This is a genomic window from Kiritimatiellia bacterium (assembly GCA_028715905.1).
In the GTDB taxonomy this organism is placed as follows: Bacteria; Verrucomicrobiota; Kiritimatiellia; order JAAZAB01; family JAAZAB01; genus JAQUQV01.
In genome coordinates this window covers 20,852-40,360 of sequence record JAQUQV010000005.1, presented here as the reverse complement: position 1 = coordinate 40,360, position 19,509 = coordinate 20,852, and the positions used below count along the sequence as shown (strand labels likewise).

The following is a 19,509-nucleotide window of genomic DNA, read 5'->3' as shown; positions in this document are numbered from 1 at the left end:
CGGCATTGAAAATATGGCAGACCAAACCATCCGATGAAAATTTTGCGCGCCGCCTGGCGGACGACCTGCATCTCCCCGCGCTCCTGGCGCGCGTCCTGGGCGGTTACGGTTTCAGCAACGTCGGGGAAGTCGCCCGTTTTCTGGCGCCCCAACTGAGAGAAGTTTCCGATCCCTTCCTTATCCCCGGCATGGAAGCCGCCTCCGCCAGAATCTGGCGGGCCGTTGAAAACAAGGAAAGCATCCTGGTCTACGGCGATTACGACGTGGACGGCATCGCCGGCGCGGCGCTGCTCGCGCAGGTCCTGCGCCGGCTGGGAGCCGGGGCCCTTACCGTCTGTTTGCCGGACCGGCTTGAAGAAGGCTACGGTTTAAGCCCGGCGGCCCTGCAAAGGGGGTTCAAACGGGGCAAACCGGACCTGATCATCACCGTTGACTGCGGCATAACGGCGGCGGAACCGGCCGAATTCATCAGGGCCGCCGGCATTGAGCTTGTCATTACCGACCATCACGAGCCCGGGAATGTTATGCCCGCGGCCGCGGCAATCGTCAATCCCAAACTGGGCGGACCGGAACATTTAAAAATGCTGGCCGGAGTCGGGGTGGTTTTCAAGCTCTGCCATGCCATGCTGAAACACGGAAAAAAGAACAAACTCCCGGCGGCGGAAATTGACCTGAGAGAGCACCTGGACCTGGTGGCGCTCGGCACGGTGGCCGATATCGTGCCCCTGCTCAACGAAAACCGCATCTTTGTCCGCCGCGGCCTTGAGCAACTGAACGCATCCAATGCGCCCGGCTGGCGCGCGCTGAAAGAAGTCGCCGCGCTGAAAAACCGTCTGGATGCTTATCACCTCGCCTTCTGCATCGCGCCGCGCTTGAATGCCGCCGGAAGGCTGGACACGGCCGAAACGGCCCTGGAGCTTTTCCTGACCGGGGACGAAAACCGCGCCCGCGCAATCGCCAGAAGCCTTGACGAGGCCAACCGCGCGCGGCAAAAGATTGAGGCGGAAATCCTGGAGGCCGCCACCGCGGAAATTGACGGTTATTTCAAGCCGGATGTCCATTACGGACTTGCCGTCGGACGGCGCGGATGGCACGTCGGCGTCATCGGCATCGTGGCCTCGCGGCTGTCCAAACGTTATCACCGGCCGGTGGTTGCGATCGGATTTGACGAACACGGCTCCGGACGCGGCTCCGGAAGAAGCATCGCGGCCTACAATATTCTGGACGGACTAAACGCCTGCCGGGGATTGCTGAAGGCCTGCGGCGGACACGCCATGGCGGCCGGATTGGAAATAGAGGAAAAAAATTATCAGAAGTTCCGCGAAGATTTCAACCGGGCGGCCGAAAAAACACTGAAACACAAGGATTTGAGGCCAATCCAGACGATCAACGCCTGGATTAAACTCAATGACATTTCCAATGAAAATTTCAAAGCGCTGGAACTGCTGGCGCCTTTCGGCCAGGATAATCCCAGGCCGGTTTTCGCCGCGCGCGGCGTGAAAATCGCCGGCAAGCCGCGCATTGTGGGCCGGAAACATTTGCGTTTCAATATTTCCGACGGCCGGTCAACAGCGGGCGCCATTGCCTTTAACCGCGCGGAAGGCGCGGCCGAAACGGCGGCGCGGAATATCACGGAAAGCTTGCTAGATGTTGCCTTTCAGATCAGGAAAAACTCCTTTAACGGATCCGAAAACCTGGAATTGAACGTGCTGGACTGGCGCCGGACGCCGCCGGACGGCGATCCCGGCCTCATTTGATCCTGATATTCCTGAACTGCGGCAAATAGGGCCGGTTGCGTATCAGCATGGCCTGCGTCATTTCCCTGATTTCCTCCAGGGAAAGCACGGCGGCCGAAAGCGGGTCATAGGCAACGGCATGAAACACAAGGCGGGGGTCTCCGGTGATGGCCGCTTCCACGGCCATTTCCTCCACCGCGATGCTGGCGTTGTTGAGGGCCGCGCATTGCGGCGGCAGCGGACCGACATAAGCCGGATTAAACCCGCGCCGGTTGGCAAAAACCGGCACTTCCACACAAACGTTTTGGGGAAGATTCGGAATAATTCCGGTATTCGGAACATTGCCGTTAAACTCAAAGGTTTCCCCGCCCATATAAGCGTTGATGATGCTGGCGGCGTATTCCAATCCCCTCTTCAGATCCAACGGCTTGGAATTGTTCAGCCATTTTTTTATTATTTCCTGTTTCCAGTTTTTCCCCTGCCGGCGGTAATGACGCAGAATGAAGGCGTAATGACCAGGATTCCAGGCCGTTCCGCGGGTGCAGTATTTTTTAATCAGGTCGGGCCGCTTGCGGAACCACCAGTTGTATTCCGAGTTGTGCCCGCTTGACTCGGTAACATAATAACCGAGCTGTAAAAACATTTCATTGCGCACCTGTTCCGCGTTGCGGATTTTTTTATCCTTCATTGCCCGGCGCAAGAGGGGATAGGCGTCCCGGCGGTTCCGTTCAAATTTAAGGAACCAGGATTGATGATTGATCCCCGCGCAGAGATAGGTGATTTCGTCCATGGGCGCCTTGATCCAGCCCGCAAGGTCGCGGGCCGTGCCCTGCACGCTGTGGCACAGACCGGTAACCTTTATTTTGGTCTCCCTCTGCAAAGCGCGGCAGAGCATGGCCATGGGATTGGTGTAATTCAGCAGGATCGCGTCGGGACAAAGCTCTTCCATGTCGCGGCCGATACCGAGCATGACCGGAATCGTGCGCAGGGCGCGGAAAACACCCGCCACGCTGCGCGTATCGCCGACATTCATATCAACGCCGAATTTTTTCGGAATAAGAATGTCATGCTGCCAGACGTCCACGCCCCCGGCCAGAATCGTGCAGATAACCGCGTCCGCCCCCTCCAGCGCCGCGCGCCGGTTCGTGGTCGTAACAACTTTGGCCGGGTATTTGCCTTCCATGACAATTCTTTCCACGGCCTTTTTTATGAAGGCAAGCCGTTCCCGGTCAATATCCATTAAAACCAGGGTTGAACCGCGCAGGAGGGGAAAGGTCAGGATATCCTTCACCAGATTGCGCGTGAACCCGAAACTGCCCGCTCCGATAAACGTTATTTTGGCCATTTTTTTACCCTTTCATTGAATTTTCTTTGAGCAAGTTCGGCGGAAATTCTTCCATAATTACCCGATTAGCACAGGGTGTTTTTTAATCGTTGACCCAATATAACACTTTTTTTATTGGCAACAATGTCCAATTATTGATATTAATTACCAAATTGTGACAAACAAAAAGCAACCCCCCTTCACTGGCGGCGCTCAGCCCTGCGACGGCTGTCTGATAGACCGCAAAAAACCCGCTTCATCCAAATTATGGATGACGCAATTCCAGACGGCGCAGCCCATGGCGGCTTTCCCGCAGCTGCTCTACATCTGCGCGGAACGCATTGCCGATCCAAGCTACCGGTATGAAGGCCGCTTCCGGAAATCGGAAGGGCATTGTCTCTTCAAATTCACGCTGGCGGGTGAGGGGCGGTTCCGTTCCGGCAAAAAAACATATCGCCTGCCGGCCGGGCGCGGATTCCTTTGCGAAGTCAACGACCCGGCCACGGCCTATTATTATCCTGAAGACGGGCGGGAGCCGTGGGAGTTTGTGTATCTCTGTTTTGCCGGGCCGGCCGGGATTTCCATGACCCGCGAATTCGCGCGCAAATACGGACATGTTTTTCAACTGCCGCCGGAAACCGGTTATATTCCGGAAATCATGGCCTGGCAAAGATACGACCGGCGGGCCGTGCGGATTATGCCGGCCGAGGGCGCCAGAATTGTTGCCGGTCTTTTCGCGGTTCTCGCGCAGGGCCGTGCCGGCGCGGACAAGAAAGATGAGGCCGGTTTTGTCCTAGCGCGGGAGGCGCAGCGTTTGATTCAAAAAAATCTCCAGCAATTCTGCAACGTGAAACTGCTGTCAGCCCGGCTGGGAGTATCGCGCGAACATTTAAGCCGGGTGTTCAGGAAAGAAACCGGGCAGGCGCCTTACCGGTATATCCAACGGCAGAAAATGCTCGCCGCCTGCCGCCTGCTCAAGGAAACGCGGCTGACGCAGAAAGAAATTGCCTTCAAAATGGGCTACAACGTGCCGGCGCATTTCACGCGCGCCTTCAGGCGGGTGATGCATTTGCCCCCGCGCAGGTTCAGGGCCGTGGGCATGATTCCGGTCCAATAGAAACCAATATCCGACAAGGAATAACCGATGTGTGTTTCTGCCGTGATCGCAGGGATGGATACGGCCATTATGCAAGCAATTTGTTAATCGCCGCCGCGGCGCGCCGGCCTTCGCCCATGGCCAGGATCACGGTCGCCGAGCCCAGGACAATATCGCCGCCGGCATACACGCCCTCCAGCGACGTTTTCCCGTTTTCATCCACGATGATATTGCCCCGCTTGGTGGTGGAAAGCCCTTCCGTGGTCTGTTTAATGAGCGGATTTGATTCATTGCCGATGGCGCAGATGACCGTGTCAACATCCATGATGAACTCGCTGCCTTTTATTTCAACCGGCCGGCGGCGGCCGGATTCATCCGGCTCGCCAAGCTGATATTTAAGGCATTCCATCGCCTTTACCCGGCCGTCTTCATCTCCGATAATGCGCTTGGCGTTCTGCAGAATATGAAATATCACGCCCTCCTCCTTGGCGTGCGCCACCTCCTCCACCCGGGCCGGCATTTCAACTTCGGTGCGGCGGTAGACGAGATGCACTTCCTCCGCGCCGAGGCGCACGGCCATTCTGGCCGAATCCATGGCGACGTTCCCTCCGCCCAGGACCGCCACCTTGCGCGAGCGATAAATCGGCGTCTGCGCGTGTTCGCGGTCGTAGGCCTTCATCAGATTGGCGCGGGTCAGATATTCGTTGGCCGAAAAAACGCCCACCAGGTTTTCGCCGTCAATATTCATGAATTTCGGCAGGCCGGCGCCCGTGCCGATAAAGACCGCCTCAAAACCGTCCTTTTTCATGAGGTCAAGCAGGTGGCGCGTCCGGCCGACGACGAAATTGGTTTTGATTTCCACCCCCATGGCTTTCAAGGTATCAATTTCAAGCTGGACGATCTGTTTCGGCAGACGGAACTCGGGGATGCCGTAAACGAGCACGCCGCCGGTCTTGTGGAAAGCTTCAAACATGGTGACGGCATGGCCCGCGCGGCGGACATCGGCGGCGACCGTGATGCCGGCCGGGCCGCTCCCGATCACGGCCGCTTTCCGTCCGGTGGCGGGTTTCACCCGCGGCGGCGCGGTTTTACCCTGTTCGCGTTCCCAGTCGGCCGCAAACCTTTCCAGCCGGCCGATGGCCACGGCCTTGTTGACGTCCTTCAGGGATTTGCCGACGGTGCACGGCAATTGACATTGCGTTTCCTGGGGGCAAACCCGGCCGCAGACGGCGGGGAGCAGGCTGTTCTGCTTTATGATGCTAATCGCCTGCCGAAAATCTTCCCGGGCAATGGCGTTGATAAAGCCGGGAATATTTATGCCCACCGGGCAACCCGCAACGCAAGGCGCGTTCTTACACTGCAGACAGCGCATGGCCTCAAGCTTTGCCTGCTCGGGCGAATAGCCGAGCGCCACCTCGCGCACATTAGCCCGGCGCTCAACGGGGGGCTGGCTGGGCATTTCCTGCGCCGGAATCTGCAGGCGGTCTTTTGCCTTGAGCGGCTGGGGAAGCCCCGCAATTTCCTCAAGTTTTTTTCGCGCCTCTTCGGCCAGTTCTTCTTTGGTGGCATGTAAATTCAAACGTTATACTCCATCTATGTCGGTTTATTCTGAATTCTGACTTTGTGCCTATGTGCCTTTCTCCCTTTGTGCCTGCTTTGCAATTTCCCCCTCCAGCCGGCACTGCTCGCGGGCATGGTCTTCCTGGCCCTTATAAGCTTTCAGCCTTTTCATCATGTTATCAAAATCAACCTGATGCCCGTCAAATTCAGGGCCGTCCACGCAGACAAATTTTGTTTTACCGCCGACCGTTACACGGCATCCGCCGCACATCCCGGTGCCATCCACCATGATCGTGTTCAGCGAAACAACCGTCGGCACGGCGAAAGGCCGGGTGGTTTCCGCGCAGAATTTCATCATGATCGGCGGGCCGATAGCCACGGCCAGATCCGGCTTTTTTTCCGCAGCACAGATTTCCTTGAGCGGCTCGGTTACCAGCGCCTTGCGGCCATAGGAACCGTCGTCGGTGCAAACGATCAATTCATCGGAGAGGGCGCGCATTTCATCTTCCAGAATAAGCAGGGATTTATTGCGGGCGCCCAGGATGACGACCAGCCGGTTGCCGGCGCGCTTCATGCCCTGCACGATCGGGTAAAGCGGCGCCGCGCCGATGCCGCCGCCGACGCAGACCACGGTCCCGAATTTTTCAATATGGGTCGGCCGGCCGAGCGGTCCGGCCATGTTTTCAATGGATGCGCCTTCCTTGAGCGCGGCCAGACGGCGGGTTGTGCCGCCCACCACCTGGAAAATTATGGAAATGGAGCCTTCCCGCGGGTCGGCGTCGGCGATGGTCAGCGGAATGCGCTCGCCGTAGTCGGTGTCAAGCTGAAGGATGATAAACTGCCCCGGCCGCCGCTCGGAGGCAATGAGCGGCGCTTCTATGCGCATCATGAAGACATCGGCCGACAGCTGTTTTTTTGAAATAATTCTGTGCAACTTGCGCTCCCCGTGATAAAAACAGATAAGATCAAATTAAAATAACGGAAGGACGTCAAGAAAAATGATGCGGATATATGGCTTTACGTCAAACATTCTTTTTGCAATAATTTCCGCAAGTCGCCGAAAAAAACGCCCGTGAACGCGGAATAAGACCATGAAAAAAACTTTTGTGCTGGATACCAACGTCCTCCTGCATAATTCCAACTGCATTGAATCGTTCGCCGATAACACCGTCGTCATCCCCATGGCGGTCATTGAGGAGCTTGACAAGTTCAAATCCAACAATGACGAGTTGGGAAGAAACGCGCGGCAGGTAATCAGGCGCCTGGACCGCCTGCGCAAACGCGGACGGCTGGGCGAAGGCGTGCCCATGGAAAACGGCGGTGTCCTGAAAATAATGGTTGAAAAACAACTCGCCGCCGGAACGGTACTGGAAGAGGACATCCCCGACAACAAAATCATCCGCGTGGCCTATCACTTGCAGAAAAGCGGGGAAAAAGTAATTTTTGTTTCCAAGGACATCAACGCCCGCCTCAAATCGGATGCGCTCGGCATCCAGACCATGGATTTTGAAAAGCAGAAGGTCAATTTTGACGAGCTTTACGCCGGCTACCGGACCGTGCGCCTTTCCCCGCAGAGAATCGCCGAATTTGAGCAAACCGGCATCCTGAAAATAAAAATTCCGACCATTTTCCCGAACGAATTCGTGATGCTTTCCGCTGAAAACAACCAGCAGGCCGAGCCGGATAAAAAAACACCCGTAATGGCCCGGGCATCCGACCAGGATACGCTGGTAAAACTTTCGCCGCAGTCGGAAGGCGCCTGGAATATCAAGCCGCGCAGCATTGAACAGCAAATGTCGCTGGAGCTTCTCATGGATGACAAGGTTCAACTGGTAACATTGGTGGGCACGGCCGGCACCGGCAAAACCCTGCTGGCCCTGGCCGCCGGCCTGGAACAGACCATCAAGCAGAAAAAATACGACAAAATGCTGGTGTCGCGCCCGATCATGCCGCTCGGCAAGGATATCGGCTATCTGCCGGGCGACAAGGAGAGCAAGCTTATGAACTGGATGCAGCCGATTTTTGACAACCTCGCCTACCTGATGCGCGACGGCTCCAACCCGCGGCAGTCGGTTCGCGAAAGAATTGAAAAACTCCAGCGCGACCACGTGGTTGAACTGGAAGCCCTGACTTACATCCGCGGGCGGTCCATTCCCAAACAATATGTCATCATTGACGAGGCCCAGAACCTCACCCCGCATGAAATCAAGACCATTATCAGCCGCTCGGGCGAGGACACGAAAATGGTCCTGACCGGCGACCCTTCGCAGATTGACAACCCTTACCTGGATTCAAACAGCAACGGGCTCTCCTACGCCGTGGAACGGCTGAAGCCCCTGTCCCTGCACGGCCACGTTACGCTCACCAAGAGCGAACGCAGTTCGCTCGCCGCCGCCGCCGCCGAATTGCTGTGATTTAAAACGTTCGCTTACCCAACCGGTTTTGGCATCATCCGACCGCCGATCCGTTGTTGCATCGTTTTGCAGTGATATTCTGTCGCGAAGGCGCGTCGTATAGCTTCAGATTTCTTGATCCGGGCAGAAAATAAGATCGCACATTTTGGCGATTTAGACCAGTTCATAAATCATCCGCGCATTTGTTTCCGGGTGGCGGAAATTGCTTTGAGTTAATTCCGCCAGGAGCGCGGCTATCGCCCTGTCGTGAGCGGGGCAAGCCATGCGATGAATTTTAATGGCGAGCGTGTCGTCCTTGTTGTTCGGAATGATGTCGGCAGATGACACGAAGAGTTCCCGGATCAGAGCCCGCGCTTCATTTTTCCCAACGGCGCCAGTTGTCTGGGGCGCTCATTCTCCGGTAGCGATTTGATTTTCACCTTGCGAGCAATGTTCCGGCGCTCTGCGCGCAATGCATTTGTATCGGCTTGCAACGCCTGAATATCCTGGACGCGTTCGGCCTTCAACTGAAGCAAGGGAGGTTTCCTTGGACGCCAATTTCATCTTGGTGAAACCTCCTCCGGGAACAGGCACGGTTGTTTCGCTGAATCCGCTGGCGGCGACCAACCAGCCGCCGGCGCTCTGTTGAACGAGAACCGGAACGCGATAAGATTTCCGCGCTCAGTCCACTTTCAACATGACCCTCTTTAAAACCTTCCGGCAATAGCCGCAACGGCGGCATTGTTTGCGGGGTCCCGGATCGGTTATTGACAACGGGCACAGGTTGTATTATAAAGGGTTAAAACAAGCCGGTGGACGCAATTACTGGGCAACGCAGGAGCAAAAAAATGAGCAACAAAAACGAGTCGGTCAGACTGCCGCGGGATCCTTTCGCCTATATCGCCTTTTGGCAGTTAATGACTTTTCTGATCCTTATCCTTTTGGTATGGATCAATGAATTGCGGGACGGCGTTGCCATTTTTTTCAGCGAGCCGCCGCAAGGCTTCAGTATTTTCAGGGCCTGCCTGCTTACCGCCCTCGTTTTGCTGGCGGCAATCATCGCGGTCGGCAACACGTATCTTCAGCAGCGGCGCGTGCTGAAATCCATGATTTCCGTCTGCTCAAACTGCCACCGCGTGCGGGTAAACCAGGAGGTATGGCAAAAGCTGGAAGAATATATCGGCGAGCGTTCCCTCCTCAATTTTACGCACGGCCTTTGTCCGGAATGCACCAAGGAATTGATGAAGTCCATTGAGAAAGAAAAAAAATAGCCGGAAGGTATAGCTCCGGCCGGCGGCGGACGCCGCCGGCCGCCGGTTTCCGTTTTAAAAAGGGGGCGACAGGTTTCGACGCGGAAGTTGAAACATCGGTCGCGCGCCGAGGACCCCGGTCGGCCTCGTTAAACACCCGGGAAATCAAGATAAACGCTAATACAGAATTAGCTCTCGCGGCTTAATAAAGCCACGACGTCTTGCCGTTGACCACCCGCGGAACGGACAAGGCGACGATTGCGGGTTAGTTCCACCGTTGAGCGACCGGGCGGCGGAATGAAATTCACGCGGACGCTAGTTGAAGCGAAGCCTGTCTGCCGGCCAGCGCTTCCGCGAACTTTCAAAGACAGAACACGCGCGTAGAAGCCGGTGCGATGCTTGTGCGGACGGGGGTTCAAATCCCCCCGCCTCCATGTTTGACCCGAATATTGCACGAATTTCGTGCAATATTCAGGTTTGACATTGCGTCCATCAAAAAACGCCGGTATCATCATATAAGAGTTATTGAACAATAAACGTTCGTTTCCTAAAAAAATGAAATATCAACATGCGCTTGCCCTGAACCCTTATCCCAGGGATTCAACCGCTACGATGGGAATATTCCCCCCCACCGGCCTGGAATACATTGCCACCAACATGAAGGACCTGGTCGGCAAAATCACCCTTCTTGATTTAAGATACGAACCGGACTATCAGGACCCGGAAACATTGTCGGCTTTCATTAAAAAGGAAATTGATCTTTTATGCATCAGTATTACCTGGAACTCACAATTTAACGCCGTTTGCGACTTTATCTCCAAATTGCCGGACGAAGTAACCACCGTCGTCGGAGGAAACAAAGCGACGGCGGAGGTTGAATCGCTTTTTGAACGGTGCCCAAATATTGACATCATCGTGCGCGGCGAAGGGGAAGAAACCATCAGGGAAATTGTCGGCGGCCGGCTCCTGCCGGATATCGCGGGACTCTCTTATCGGGAGAATGGAAAGATTGTTCATAACACGAACCGCCCCTTGCCCGACGTCCTGCACATCCCTTTCCCGGACAGGTCACTGCGGAGACATCCTTATCGCTGGATACAGAACGGCGTTCCGATAACAAACCTGACCTTTGACACGGTGCTCGCTTCCAGGGGATGCCCTTTCAACTGCCGCTTCTGCACCTTTAGCCTGAATCCCCTCGGACAGAAAAGGAAATATGTTGAAAGACCGCTTGAGTCGGTGATGGAGGAAATCAAGGGAATTACGGCCGACGTCATCATGTTCAGCGACGACAACTTCTTCACGAATCCCGTCAGAAGCAAACTGCTGTGCGATCAAATCGCGGCCGGCGGAATCCGGAAGTCGTTCATCGTGCAGACCAGAATAGAAATCGCCCGGGATGAAGAACTGCTGGAAAAAGCGGAAAAGGCCGGGTTCAAAATTTTCCTTATCGGCATTGAATCGCCCCATGACAAGGTTTTAAAAAACTTCAACAAGGGCTTTAACCAGGAACAGATCAGGGCGGCCTTTAAAGTTTTAAACAAATATAACTTCTTCATCCACGGTTATTTCATTTACGGCAATATCGGCGAGACGGAAGAAGAAATGGTCTACATCGCCCGGTTCGCGCAGGAATTAAAGCTTGATTCAATCAGTTTCCAGAAGCTGCGCGTTGACAAATATTCGCCGCTGAAAGAAGTAATTGAGAGCACCCCCGGTTATCACTACACCGCCACGCACGGCTCCGTTTATTCGGACAAACACACCATCAAGGACTTAAAACGCATCCGCAACCGGATAAGAACCAGGTTCTATACCCCGGCGCAGGTCGTCCGGATGTTCCGAAAAATGCATCGGCTGCATATTATCTCAAATGCGGAGTGGCGGCGCGTTTTCATGGCGCTCCCCGGGATCATGCTGGACGCCGCAAAAAGGGAGATAAAAAAAATAACCAGGCCGAAGAAGCATTAGCCCGCCTGTTTCAGGCTTAAAAAAAAAGGATACAAACATGCAAATCAAGCAATTCATCATCATCGGGGAAAACATTCACTGCACCCGTGTTTTAAAACGGGACGGCAATTTCATCGGCCCGGACCCGGACGGACGGCCGGCGGTCATTTATAACGAAGCCGGCCAAAAGAAATTTATGCCGCTCCCGGAAATTATCCTGGCCGGCGGCGAATGGGAAAACGGCAAAGTCAAGCATTGCGCCGCGGCCATCCGCCAGGGCATGGAAGGCAAGGGCGCCGACCGCGAAGCCGGACTTGACTATCTGCGCGCCATGGCCCTGAAACAGGAAAAAGCGGGCGCAACCTATCTTGACGTCAACGTGGATGAATACAGCCTTGACCTGGAAGAACGCGTCCGCGCCATGCAATGGACGGCGGACACGGTGCAGAAAGCCTCTTCCCTGCCGCTCAGCATTGATTCTTCCAACGTGGAGATTCTGCGCGTCGGTCTGAAAGCCTGCGACCCGCAACGCGGCCGGCCGGTGGTTAATTCCGTTTCGCTGGAGCGCTTGGCGCTTCTGGAGCCGATTGCCGAATACAAAGCCGCGGTCGTCGCCTCCGCCGCGGGCGAAAAAGGACTGCCCGGCACGGCGGAAGAACGCATGGCAAACTTTGACAAACTTATCCCGAAGCTTCTCGCGGCCGGAGTCGGTTATCCGGCCATGCACCTGGATCCGCTGGTTTACACCATTTCCACCAATCCTTTGAACGGCAAAATGTTTCTGGACACAATCGCGGCCGCCCGCAAAAAATACGATCCCGCCATTCACATTACAGGGGGCTTGAGCAACGTTTCCTTCGGCATGCCCTGCCGCAAATTGATCAACCAGGTTTTCGCCCGGCTCGCGGTTGAAGCCGGCGGCGACGGCGGCATCGTTGACCCCCTCCAGATTAACGCCGATATTCTCAAGAAACTTGACCCGGCCGGCGAGTCATTTCAGCTTGCCAAAGCGCTTCTGAACGGCGAGGATGAGTTCGGCATGAATTTTATCGCCGCGCACCGCGAAAAACGCATTACGTAAAACGGCGCTTTCCCGGCGCAGAACCGCCGGCCGCCCGGTTGGCCGCGAAAAAACGCGGCCATCAGCATACGACCACGCAGAAGAAGTAATTTAGGCACGGCCGACATGAAAAATAAACACACCAGCGACCCGTTCGTCCTCGGCGGCTATAAATTCAGTTCCCGGCTTATAATGGGAACCGGTAAATTTTCCGATTCAAAAACAATGGCCGCCGCCGTCAGAATCTCCGGCGCGCGGCTGGTTACCGTCGCCCTGCGCCGCATCAATCCCAAAATGCCCGCCGATGACCTGCTCGCCCCCCTGCGCAAAATGAAAAACCTGACCATCATGCCGAACACTTCCGGCGCGCGCGACGCCCGGGAGGCGGTAAAAGCCGCGCATATCGCCCGCGAGCTGAGCGGGAGCAGGTTCATCAAGGTTGAAATTCACCCGAATCCCATGCACCTGATGCCCGACCCAATTGAAACGCTTGAGGCCGCCAGGATTCTCGCGGCGGAGGGGTTCCTGGTAATGCCTTACATGGGCGCCGACCCGGTGCTGGCAAAACGGCTGGAGGATGCCGGTTGTGTGTCCGTTATGCCCTTGGGCTCCGCCATCGGCAGCGGACGCGGCATCGCCGCGGCGGAACTGCTCAAACTGATTATCCGCGAAAGCCGGGTGCCGGTTATTATTGACGCCGGCCTGCGGTCGCCCTCCGAGGCGGCCGCGGCCATGGAAATGGGCTGCGCCGCCGTGCTGGTCAACAGCGCCATTGCCGCGGCCGGCGATCCCGCCGCCATGGCGGCCGCCTTTGCCCGCGCGGTGGAAGCCGGCCGCGCCGCGTGCCTGGCGGGCCTGATGCCGCAGAACGGTCTGGCCGCGCCGACCAGCCCGCTTACTTCATTTCTGTCAAAAAACAATTGAAACACCGCGGCGCTTCTATTTTACCGCAACGACCTCTTATGAATTCCGGCGCAACAACAACCGGCGGCAAAGCAATGGTTTTCTTCTGGCTGGCCGCCGTTTTCCTGACTGTTTTCATCGCCAAGCTCTGGCTGTCAAACCTCTACGGATCGGCTTTGCCCTGGTGGGAACAATGGGAAACGGAAGCATGGGGGCTTTATATTCCTTTTTTTGAAAAAAGCCTGTCCCTGAAAGACCTGTTCGCGGCACACGAAGGGCGCTCCATATTCTTTAACCGTGCTTTGTCGCTCGGCCTGCTTGTTTTGAACGGCCAATGGGATGCCTCCGTGCAGATGGTCTTGAACGCATTGCTGGCGGCCGGCAGCGGCGTTCTTTTAAGCTTTTTTGCATGGGAACTGCTCGGGAAAAAACATCTGGCGGTGATATGTCTGTTCAATTCATTAATCTTTTCCCTGCCGTTTTGCTGGCAATGCGTTCGGCCGGCTTTTGCAACCGATTATTTCCTGGTCTTTTTAGCTCTGCCGGCCGTCTGGCTGCTGCTTGAGAACAGGTTTTTTTCCGGAAAATGGTTTTTCGGGCTTTTCTGCGCCCTGCTGGGTCTCGCCGCCATGGAACCGGGGCTTTACGCCCCCGCGGCCGTATTGACAATTTTCATTCTGCGGCTCATTCAGCGCCCTGGCCGCCCGGCAGAAGGGTTGATGGCTGTGATCGTAATGCTGGCGGTGGTTGCCGCGGGTATTTGGCTCATGCTGAAAATCCAGGGCCACCTGCCTTTCAAACCGGACGATATGCGCGCGCAAACCGCGGAATTTTTCAACAATCTTGCCTGGCCGAATACCGACCAGCCCTGGAAAACGATCCTTGTCTGGCTGCCGTCTTTACTGTTGTTTGGCCTGTATATTTCCGGCCGCATTGAGGAGCGCCGTTCAGCTGAATTTATCATCTGCTTCGGGTTATGGGTTGTTTTTCAGGACGCCGACCGGGCCTTCCTGGCCCGCGGCACATTGGCGGCATATCCTGCGGTTTTTTCATGCTTGTCCCTGCCGGTTAATTTCCTGGCATTATTGCTCCTTGCGCGCCGGCGGTCATGGATGCCGTTCCTGTCCAGATGCCTGGCCGTAATTTTCCTGGTCTGGCTTGGCAACGCGGCCTGCGGCTTGTGGAAAATACCCTACCGGCATCACTTTGCCGAGGCAGCCAAATTCAAAAACCATCTCTTCCGGAGCGAAAAAAATGTGGGGGCATTCCTGCGGTCAAACAACATCGCCGATCTGGAAAACAAACCATTCTGCGACATCCCCTACCACGACCCGCAGGCGCTGGCCGTCGTCCTGCGCAATCCCCATATCCGCGCCATCCTGCCTTCCTGTGTTGCCAAAAACAATAAGCCGGGACCGTTATCCGTGTTTGCCGCAGAACTCCTGCCGCAGGGCCGCAGGCTTTTGCTCGCCGCCCTGGCCCTGCTGGCGGTTTTGGCCGGCATCCGCTTTTACCAATCGCTGGGCGCCCTGGAAAAACGCGTTTTATCCCTGCGCTGGAAAGATTTCAGGCTGTTTTTAATACAAACCGGCGTTGTCCTGGCCGCCGCGGCTCTGGCTTTTGCCGCCGGCCAGCTGTATATTTTCCAGTCGCCATACGGCCTGACAGTAACTTATTTCCGCGGTATAAATTTTGAGGAGAAAATCATCAGCCGGACGGAACAGGCCGTCTGCCGCGATTACGGGACAAAACCGCCGGACCTGCGCGTTCCGAGCGAAAATTTTTCGGCCATATGGGAGGGGATTTTAAGGGTGCCGGAAACGGGCGAATATTTCTTTTTCAGCCAGAGTGACGATGGTTTGCGCCTGATCATTGACGGCCGGAAAATCATTGACAACTGGCGCGACCAGAGCTGGGGCGCCAGCGGCGCCGGGGCCAAGACGCATCTTTCCGCCGGCGACCACCGCATAGCCGTGGAACACTACAACCGGGATGACGAGGCGGCCTTGCGCGTCAAGTGGTGCGGCGGCCCGGTTCCGCCGAACACCGTTCTATCCGCGCCTTACCTGCGCAAGCGCGAATGATTTTGCTTGCCGCGCGCGCGGCATAAAGTATGCTTATGCGGGCGGGCAATGGATCAACGGCCGGCATGACCAACGCGGGCGCGGCCGGAAAAAGCGCGCCGCCAATGACCGGCAATAGTTGCGCATCATGAAAAAAAACAATTCCGTTTCAATTTTAATTCCGGTTTATCGCTCGGAAACCACTCTTTTGCCTTTGCTGAAAAGACTGGCGGCCGTCTTCGCCGCCCGGACGGATGATTACGAGGTGATTTTGATCAACGACGGCAGCCCCGACCGCTCTTGGGAGATGATTTGCGATCTGGCAAAAGAATATTCCTTTGTCCGCGGAATCAACCTGACGCGCAATTTCGGCCAGCACAACGCCCTGCTCTGCGGCATCCGCGCCGCCGCAAAGGACATTATCATCACGATGGACGCCGATTTGCAGAACCCGCCGGAAGAAATCCCGAAACTGCTCGCCAAACTTTCCGAGGGTTACGACGCGGTCTACGGCGTGCCGGAAAAAATGAAGCACGGCATCGCGCGCAATCTTTCCTCCCGAATTTCAAAATGGATTTTCCGGCGGGTTATGGGAATATCCAACGCCGCGGACGGCGGCGCTTTCCGGGCCTTCCGCGCGCCGCTGCGCGGCGCCTTTGCGCGCTTCCAGGGACCGTTTGTCTCGGTGGATGCCCTGCTGGCCTGGGGCGGCGGGCGGTTCGGCTCGGTGGTCGTGCGGCACGACGCGCGCGCGGACGGACAGTCGGGATATTCATGGGGAAAACTGGTCATCCACGTCTTTAACATCCTGACCGGGTTTTCGGCGATTCCCCTGCGCCTGGTAAGCTTGATCGGTTTTTTTCTGACCGTTTTCGGCGCGGGCGTGCTTGTTTACGTGGTCGGGCGCTATTTGATTCACGGGTACAGTTTTCCGGGGTTTCCGTTCCTGGCCTCCATCATCGCCATATTTTCAGGCGCCCAGCTCTTCGCCCTGGGTATTTTCGGCGAGTACCTGGCCCGCATGCACTTCCGCATCATGGACCGGCCGACCTATGTTGTCCGGGAAACGACCGGAGAAGAAAGCAAAAAAGACAGCAAACACATAGACACACGGCAAGAATGAAAAACATAGAACTCGGAATATCCAACAACTTTGCGCCTTTGTGTCTATGCCGCTCTGCGCCTATTCTTTTTTATGCGCTTTGAACTTAAACAAGAGCATTTTCCGCCGCCGGACGGCGCTTTGCTTTACGCCCGTATTCCCTGGGACAGCGAGTTGTTCGGTTTTCCGTTTTATGAACTGCTCTGCGGCGAAACGCCGCCGGAAAAAATTCAAAACCATTTGCGGACATGGCTGGCGGCCCTGCCGCCCGGCGGCCCCTGCCTGGCGTTCGCCCGCCTTTCCCCGCAGGATGTTGCGCTCGGCCGGGTTTTGACAAACGCCGGTTTTTACCCGGTGGAAACGACCCTCTCGTTCAAAATGCCTTTCCGCCGGTTCACGCCGGTCATGCGCCGCGCCGCGGTTGCCAACATGGTGTTCCGCCGGGCGGAGGAAGCCGACCTGCCCTTCGTGGTGGATATCGCCCGCCATGCCTTCGCGGCCGACCGGTTTCACCTTGACTCCAACCTGCCCCCCGGCCCGGCCGACGAACGTTATGCGCGCTGGGTGGAGCGCGGCTTCCGGGCCGGCGAATTGGTTTATCTGATGCAGGACGAGCGCAACGGACGGATCATGACCTTCATCCACGGCCGCGCCCTTTCGTCCGCGGCGCTGGAGATGAGCCTCGGGGCCGTGGTGCGCGATTCGCAGAATTCCGGCATCGGCGTCGCCACCTACCAGTTCATGCTGGCCGAGTGCAAGACGCTCGGGTTCAAGACCGTGGAAACCGTGGCCTCCATCAACAACATGAACATTTTAAAACTGCTCCTGCGGCTCGGCTACATGCTGGAAAACGCCCGCATGACGTACCACTGGTACCGGCCGGCATAAGAGAGACACCCATGGCCACAGTCCAATCCTCCCTGAATCCGGTCCGGTACCTGGCCGAGGAACACCTGATGCCTCCCTCGGCGCAATGTCCATTGTGCGGAGCGCCGGTCTCCGGGAAACCGGCGCGCAAACCGATTGTGCTCCAGGAAAATCCGGTGGTAATCCTTGTTAAATGTTCCCGTTGCAGGGCGGTTTCGGCTTCCCGCCTGCCGTCCGCCGCTTACCTGCAGACATATTATGCCTCATATTACAACGAGTTCCAGAATGCGCCCCGCGTCGCGTTCCGCGATATCCGCCGTTTTGCCGTTCATATCGCATCCGGAGCCGCGCCGGGCAAGCCGCAAGACACCATTCGCCTGCTGGATTACGGCGGCGGAGACGGCCGCATCGCGCTGGAAACCGCCCGTTGTCTGCTGGAACGCGCGGCGGGCAGAAAAGCCGAGGTGGATTGTTTTGACTTGAGCGGCACCCCCCCGGCGCCTTCTCCGCAGGCGGAAATAAGCATCCGGGCCTGCGCCCGGCCCGAAGATTTTGCCGGCCGGCTCTATCACGGCATAATTGCCAGCGCCGTCTTTGAACACATCCCGCATCCGCGGCCGGTCATGAAAACTTTGCTCGCGGCGCTGGAGCCCGGCGGCTGGCTCTACGCCCGCACGCCCTATATGGTTCCGCTGATCGCCCCGGCCGGCATTTTAGGGCTCCGCATCCCGTTCGGTTTTCCGGCGCACCTGCACGACCTGGGGCCGGCCTTCTGGCGCCGGTGCCTTGCAATCCTGGGGCTGGAAGCCACCCATGCGCTCGTCCGTTCCCAGCCTTCCATTATTGAAACCAGCCTGCGGGATTACCCCGCCCGGACAATCATGGCTTGGTGCCTGAAACAGCCCCGGCGCATCATGGGCGGACTCTGGCCGCTGGTGGGCGGATGGGAAGTCTGGATCCGCCGCGCCGGCCGGGATTGAAAGCGGATATATTTTTGTTTTTGATATCCGGCGCCGTCTGGTATATTCATCCCGCGACCGCAGGAAAGGCATGGCTTTATGAAATATCGCATTCCCTTCAACCGCCCTTGTTTCGCCGGCAACGAGCAGAAATATATCGCCGCGGCTTTTGCGGCCGGCCATATTTCCGGCGACGGAAAATTCACCCGCAAATGCAACGCCCTCCTTGAGCGCCGGCTGGGAGTCAAAAGGTCCTTCCTGACAACCTCCTGCACCCATGCCCTTGAAATGGCCGCCATGCTGCTGAACGTCCGACCGGGCGACGAAGTCATCCTGCCGAGCTTCACTTTTGTTTCCACCGCCAACGCCTTTGTGCTCCGCGGCGCAAAACCGGTTTTCGCCGACATCCGGCCGGATACGCTCAACATTGACGAGCGCAAGATTGAGCGTTTAATTTCCCCGAAAACCCGCGCCGTCTGCGTCGTCCATTACGCCGGCGTCGGCTGTGAAATGGAAGTTATCGCGCGCATCGCCGGAAAACACAACCTGGCCCTGGTGGAGGATAACGCCCATGGTCTCTTCGGATACTATCAAAACAAGCCGCTCGGCAGTTTCGGATGCCTGGCCGCGCAGAGTTTTCACGAGACAAAAAACATCACCTGCGGCGAGGGGGGCGCGCTCCTGGTCAACGACGAAAAATACATCGAACGGGCTGAAATAATCAGGGAAAAGGGGACAAACCGCAGCCGGGTTTTCCGCGGACTGGCGGATAAATACACCTGGACCGACATCGGTTCAAGTTATCTGCCCTCCGAAATCCTCGCGGCCTGTCTCTGGGCGCAGTTGGAGGCGCGCGCCAAAATCCGGAAAGCACGGCAGAAAATATGGGATTATTATTACGCCAGCCTGAAGGAATGGGCTTCCGGCGCAAACGTCCGCCTGCCCGTTGTTCCGCCGCATTGCCGCCAGCCTTACCACATGTTTTACATCATCATGCCTTCCGGGCGCGCCCGCCAGGCTTTGATTGACCGCCTCAAGGCCAAATCAATCCTGGCCGTCTTCCATTATCTGCCCCTGCACCTCTCGCCCATGGGCCGGAAATTCGGCGGAAAAACCGGCGATTGCCCGGTTACGGAGCAGATCAGCGGCCGCATCCTGCGCCTGCCGTTTTACACGGGTTTAAGCCGCGCCGATCAGGACAAGGTGATTGAGACAATTATCGGATTCAAAAACGGATAAGTTTTTC

Annotated in this window: 17 protein-coding genes and 1 other RNA gene; 13 read left to right on the top strand and 5 right to left on the bottom strand. The window is 56.7% G+C overall.

Annotated elements, in window-relative coordinates:
- The first annotated feature begins 5 nt into the window (after positions 1 to 5).
- Complete coding sequence (gene recJ / locus PHP98_02300) at positions 6 to 1,757, top strand: single-stranded-DNA-specific exonuclease RecJ (protein ID MDD5482474.1); 1,752 nt, start codon at positions 6 to 8, stop codon at positions 1,755 to 1,757.
- Here recJ and melA read toward each other — a convergent pair.
- Positions 1,750 to 3,081, bottom strand: a complete 1,332-nt coding sequence (melA, locus tag PHP98_02295) for an alpha-galactosidase (GenBank protein ID MDD5482473.1) — start codon at positions 3,079 to 3,081, stop codon at positions 1,750 to 1,752. The genes recJ and melA overlap by 8 nt on opposite strands.
- A gap of 154 nt (positions 3,082 to 3,235) precedes the next feature.
- Here melA and PHP98_02290 point away from each other — a divergent pair, with 154 nt between their 5' ends.
- Complete coding sequence (locus PHP98_02290; GenBank protein ID MDD5482472.1) at positions 3,236 to 4,177, top strand: AraC family transcriptional regulator; 942 nt, start codon at positions 3,236 to 3,238, stop codon at positions 4,175 to 4,177.
- Positions 4,178 to 4,244: 67 nt separating this feature from the next.
- On the opposite strand, the gene gltA is transcribed toward PHP98_02290, so the two are convergent.
- Entirely contained in the window at positions 4,245 to 5,735 is a 1,491-nt protein-coding gene (gene gltA, locus PHP98_02285; protein ID MDD5482471.1) for an NADPH-dependent glutamate synthase, read from the bottom strand.
- 48 nt (positions 5,736 to 5,783) lie between these two features.
- The gene (locus tag PHP98_02280) at positions 5,784 to 6,650 is read right to left on the bottom strand and encodes a sulfide/dihydroorotate dehydrogenase-like FAD/NAD-binding protein (protein MDD5482470.1); all 867 of its coding nucleotides are present in this window, start codon (positions 6,648 to 6,650) and stop codon (positions 5,784 to 5,786) included.
- A 157-nt stretch (positions 6,651 to 6,807) separates the two neighbouring features.
- Here PHP98_02280 and PHP98_02275 point away from each other — a divergent pair, with 157 nt between their 5' ends.
- A complete protein-coding gene (locus tag PHP98_02275) occupies positions 6,808 to 8,130 on the top strand; it encodes a PhoH family protein (GenBank protein ID MDD5482469.1) in 1,323 nt (440 codons plus the stop codon).
- A 153-nt stretch (positions 8,131 to 8,283) separates the two neighbouring features.
- Here the strand turns inward: PHP98_02275 and PHP98_02270 are convergent, their stop codons facing one another.
- Positions 8,284 to 8,457 carry a hypothetical protein gene (locus PHP98_02270; GenBank protein ID MDD5482468.1) on the bottom strand — a complete coding sequence of 58 codons (174 nt, stop codon included), beginning with the start codon at positions 8,455 to 8,457 and terminating at the stop codon, positions 8,284 to 8,286.
- A gap of 14 nt (positions 8,458 to 8,471) precedes the next feature.
- Positions 8,472 to 8,636: a hypothetical protein gene (locus PHP98_02265; GenBank protein ID MDD5482467.1), complete on the bottom strand. Its 165-nt coding sequence runs from the start codon at positions 8,634 to 8,636 to the stop codon at positions 8,472 to 8,474.
- 321 nt (positions 8,637 to 8,957) lie between these two features.
- On the opposite strand from PHP98_02265, the gene PHP98_02260 reads away from it, so the two are divergent.
- The 10 genes from PHP98_02260 (at position 8,958) to rffA (ending at position 19,502) form a co-directional block, all read left to right on the top strand.
- On the top strand, positions 8,958 to 9,380 hold the full coding sequence (locus PHP98_02260; protein ID MDD5482466.1) for a hypothetical protein: 423 nt from the start codon (positions 8,958 to 8,960) through the stop codon (positions 9,378 to 9,380).
- 61 nt (positions 9,381 to 9,441) lie between these two features.
- Positions 9,442 to 9,796, top strand: a transfer-messenger RNA (tmRNA) gene (gene ssrA, locus PHP98_02255).
- 118 nt (positions 9,797 to 9,914) lie between these two features.
- Positions 9,915 to 11,330 carry a radical SAM protein gene (locus PHP98_02250; protein ID MDD5482465.1) on the top strand — a complete coding sequence of 472 codons (1,416 nt, stop codon included), beginning with the start codon at positions 9,915 to 9,917 and terminating at the stop codon, positions 11,328 to 11,330.
- 37 nt (positions 11,331 to 11,367) lie between these two features.
- Positions 11,368 to 12,390, top strand: a complete 1,023-nt coding sequence (locus tag PHP98_02245; protein ID MDD5482464.1) for a dihydropteroate synthase — start codon at positions 11,368 to 11,370, stop codon at positions 12,388 to 12,390.
- Positions 12,391 to 12,495: 105 nt separating this feature from the next.
- Entirely contained in the window at positions 12,496 to 13,293 is a 798-nt protein-coding gene (locus PHP98_02240; GenBank protein MDD5482463.1) for a thiazole synthase, read from the top strand.
- 38 nt (positions 13,294 to 13,331) lie between these two features.
- Positions 13,332 to 15,356, top strand: coding sequence for a PA14 domain-containing protein (locus PHP98_02235; protein ID MDD5482462.1), 2,025 nt, complete (start codon positions 13,332 to 13,334; stop codon positions 15,354 to 15,356).
- 127 nt (positions 15,357 to 15,483) lie between these two features.
- Positions 15,484 to 16,458, top strand: coding sequence for a glycosyltransferase family 2 protein (locus tag PHP98_02230; GenBank protein ID MDD5482461.1), 975 nt, complete (start codon positions 15,484 to 15,486; stop codon positions 16,456 to 16,458).
- A gap of 72 nt (positions 16,459 to 16,530) precedes the next feature.
- The gene (locus tag PHP98_02225; protein MDD5482460.1) at positions 16,531 to 17,325 is read left to right on the top strand and encodes a hypothetical protein; all 795 of its coding nucleotides are present in this window, start codon (positions 16,531 to 16,533) and stop codon (positions 17,323 to 17,325) included.
- 11 nt (positions 17,326 to 17,336) lie between these two features.
- The gene (locus PHP98_02220) at positions 17,337 to 18,284 is read left to right on the top strand and encodes a class I SAM-dependent methyltransferase (protein ID MDD5482459.1); all 948 of its coding nucleotides are present in this window, start codon (positions 17,337 to 17,339) and stop codon (positions 18,282 to 18,284) included.
- Between the two features lie 78 nt (positions 18,285 to 18,362).
- A complete protein-coding gene (rffA, locus tag PHP98_02215) occupies positions 18,363 to 19,502 on the top strand; it encodes a dTDP-4-amino-4,6-dideoxygalactose transaminase (GenBank protein ID MDD5482458.1) in 1,140 nt (379 codons plus the stop codon).
- The last annotated feature ends 7 nt before the right edge of the window (positions 19,503 to 19,509 follow it).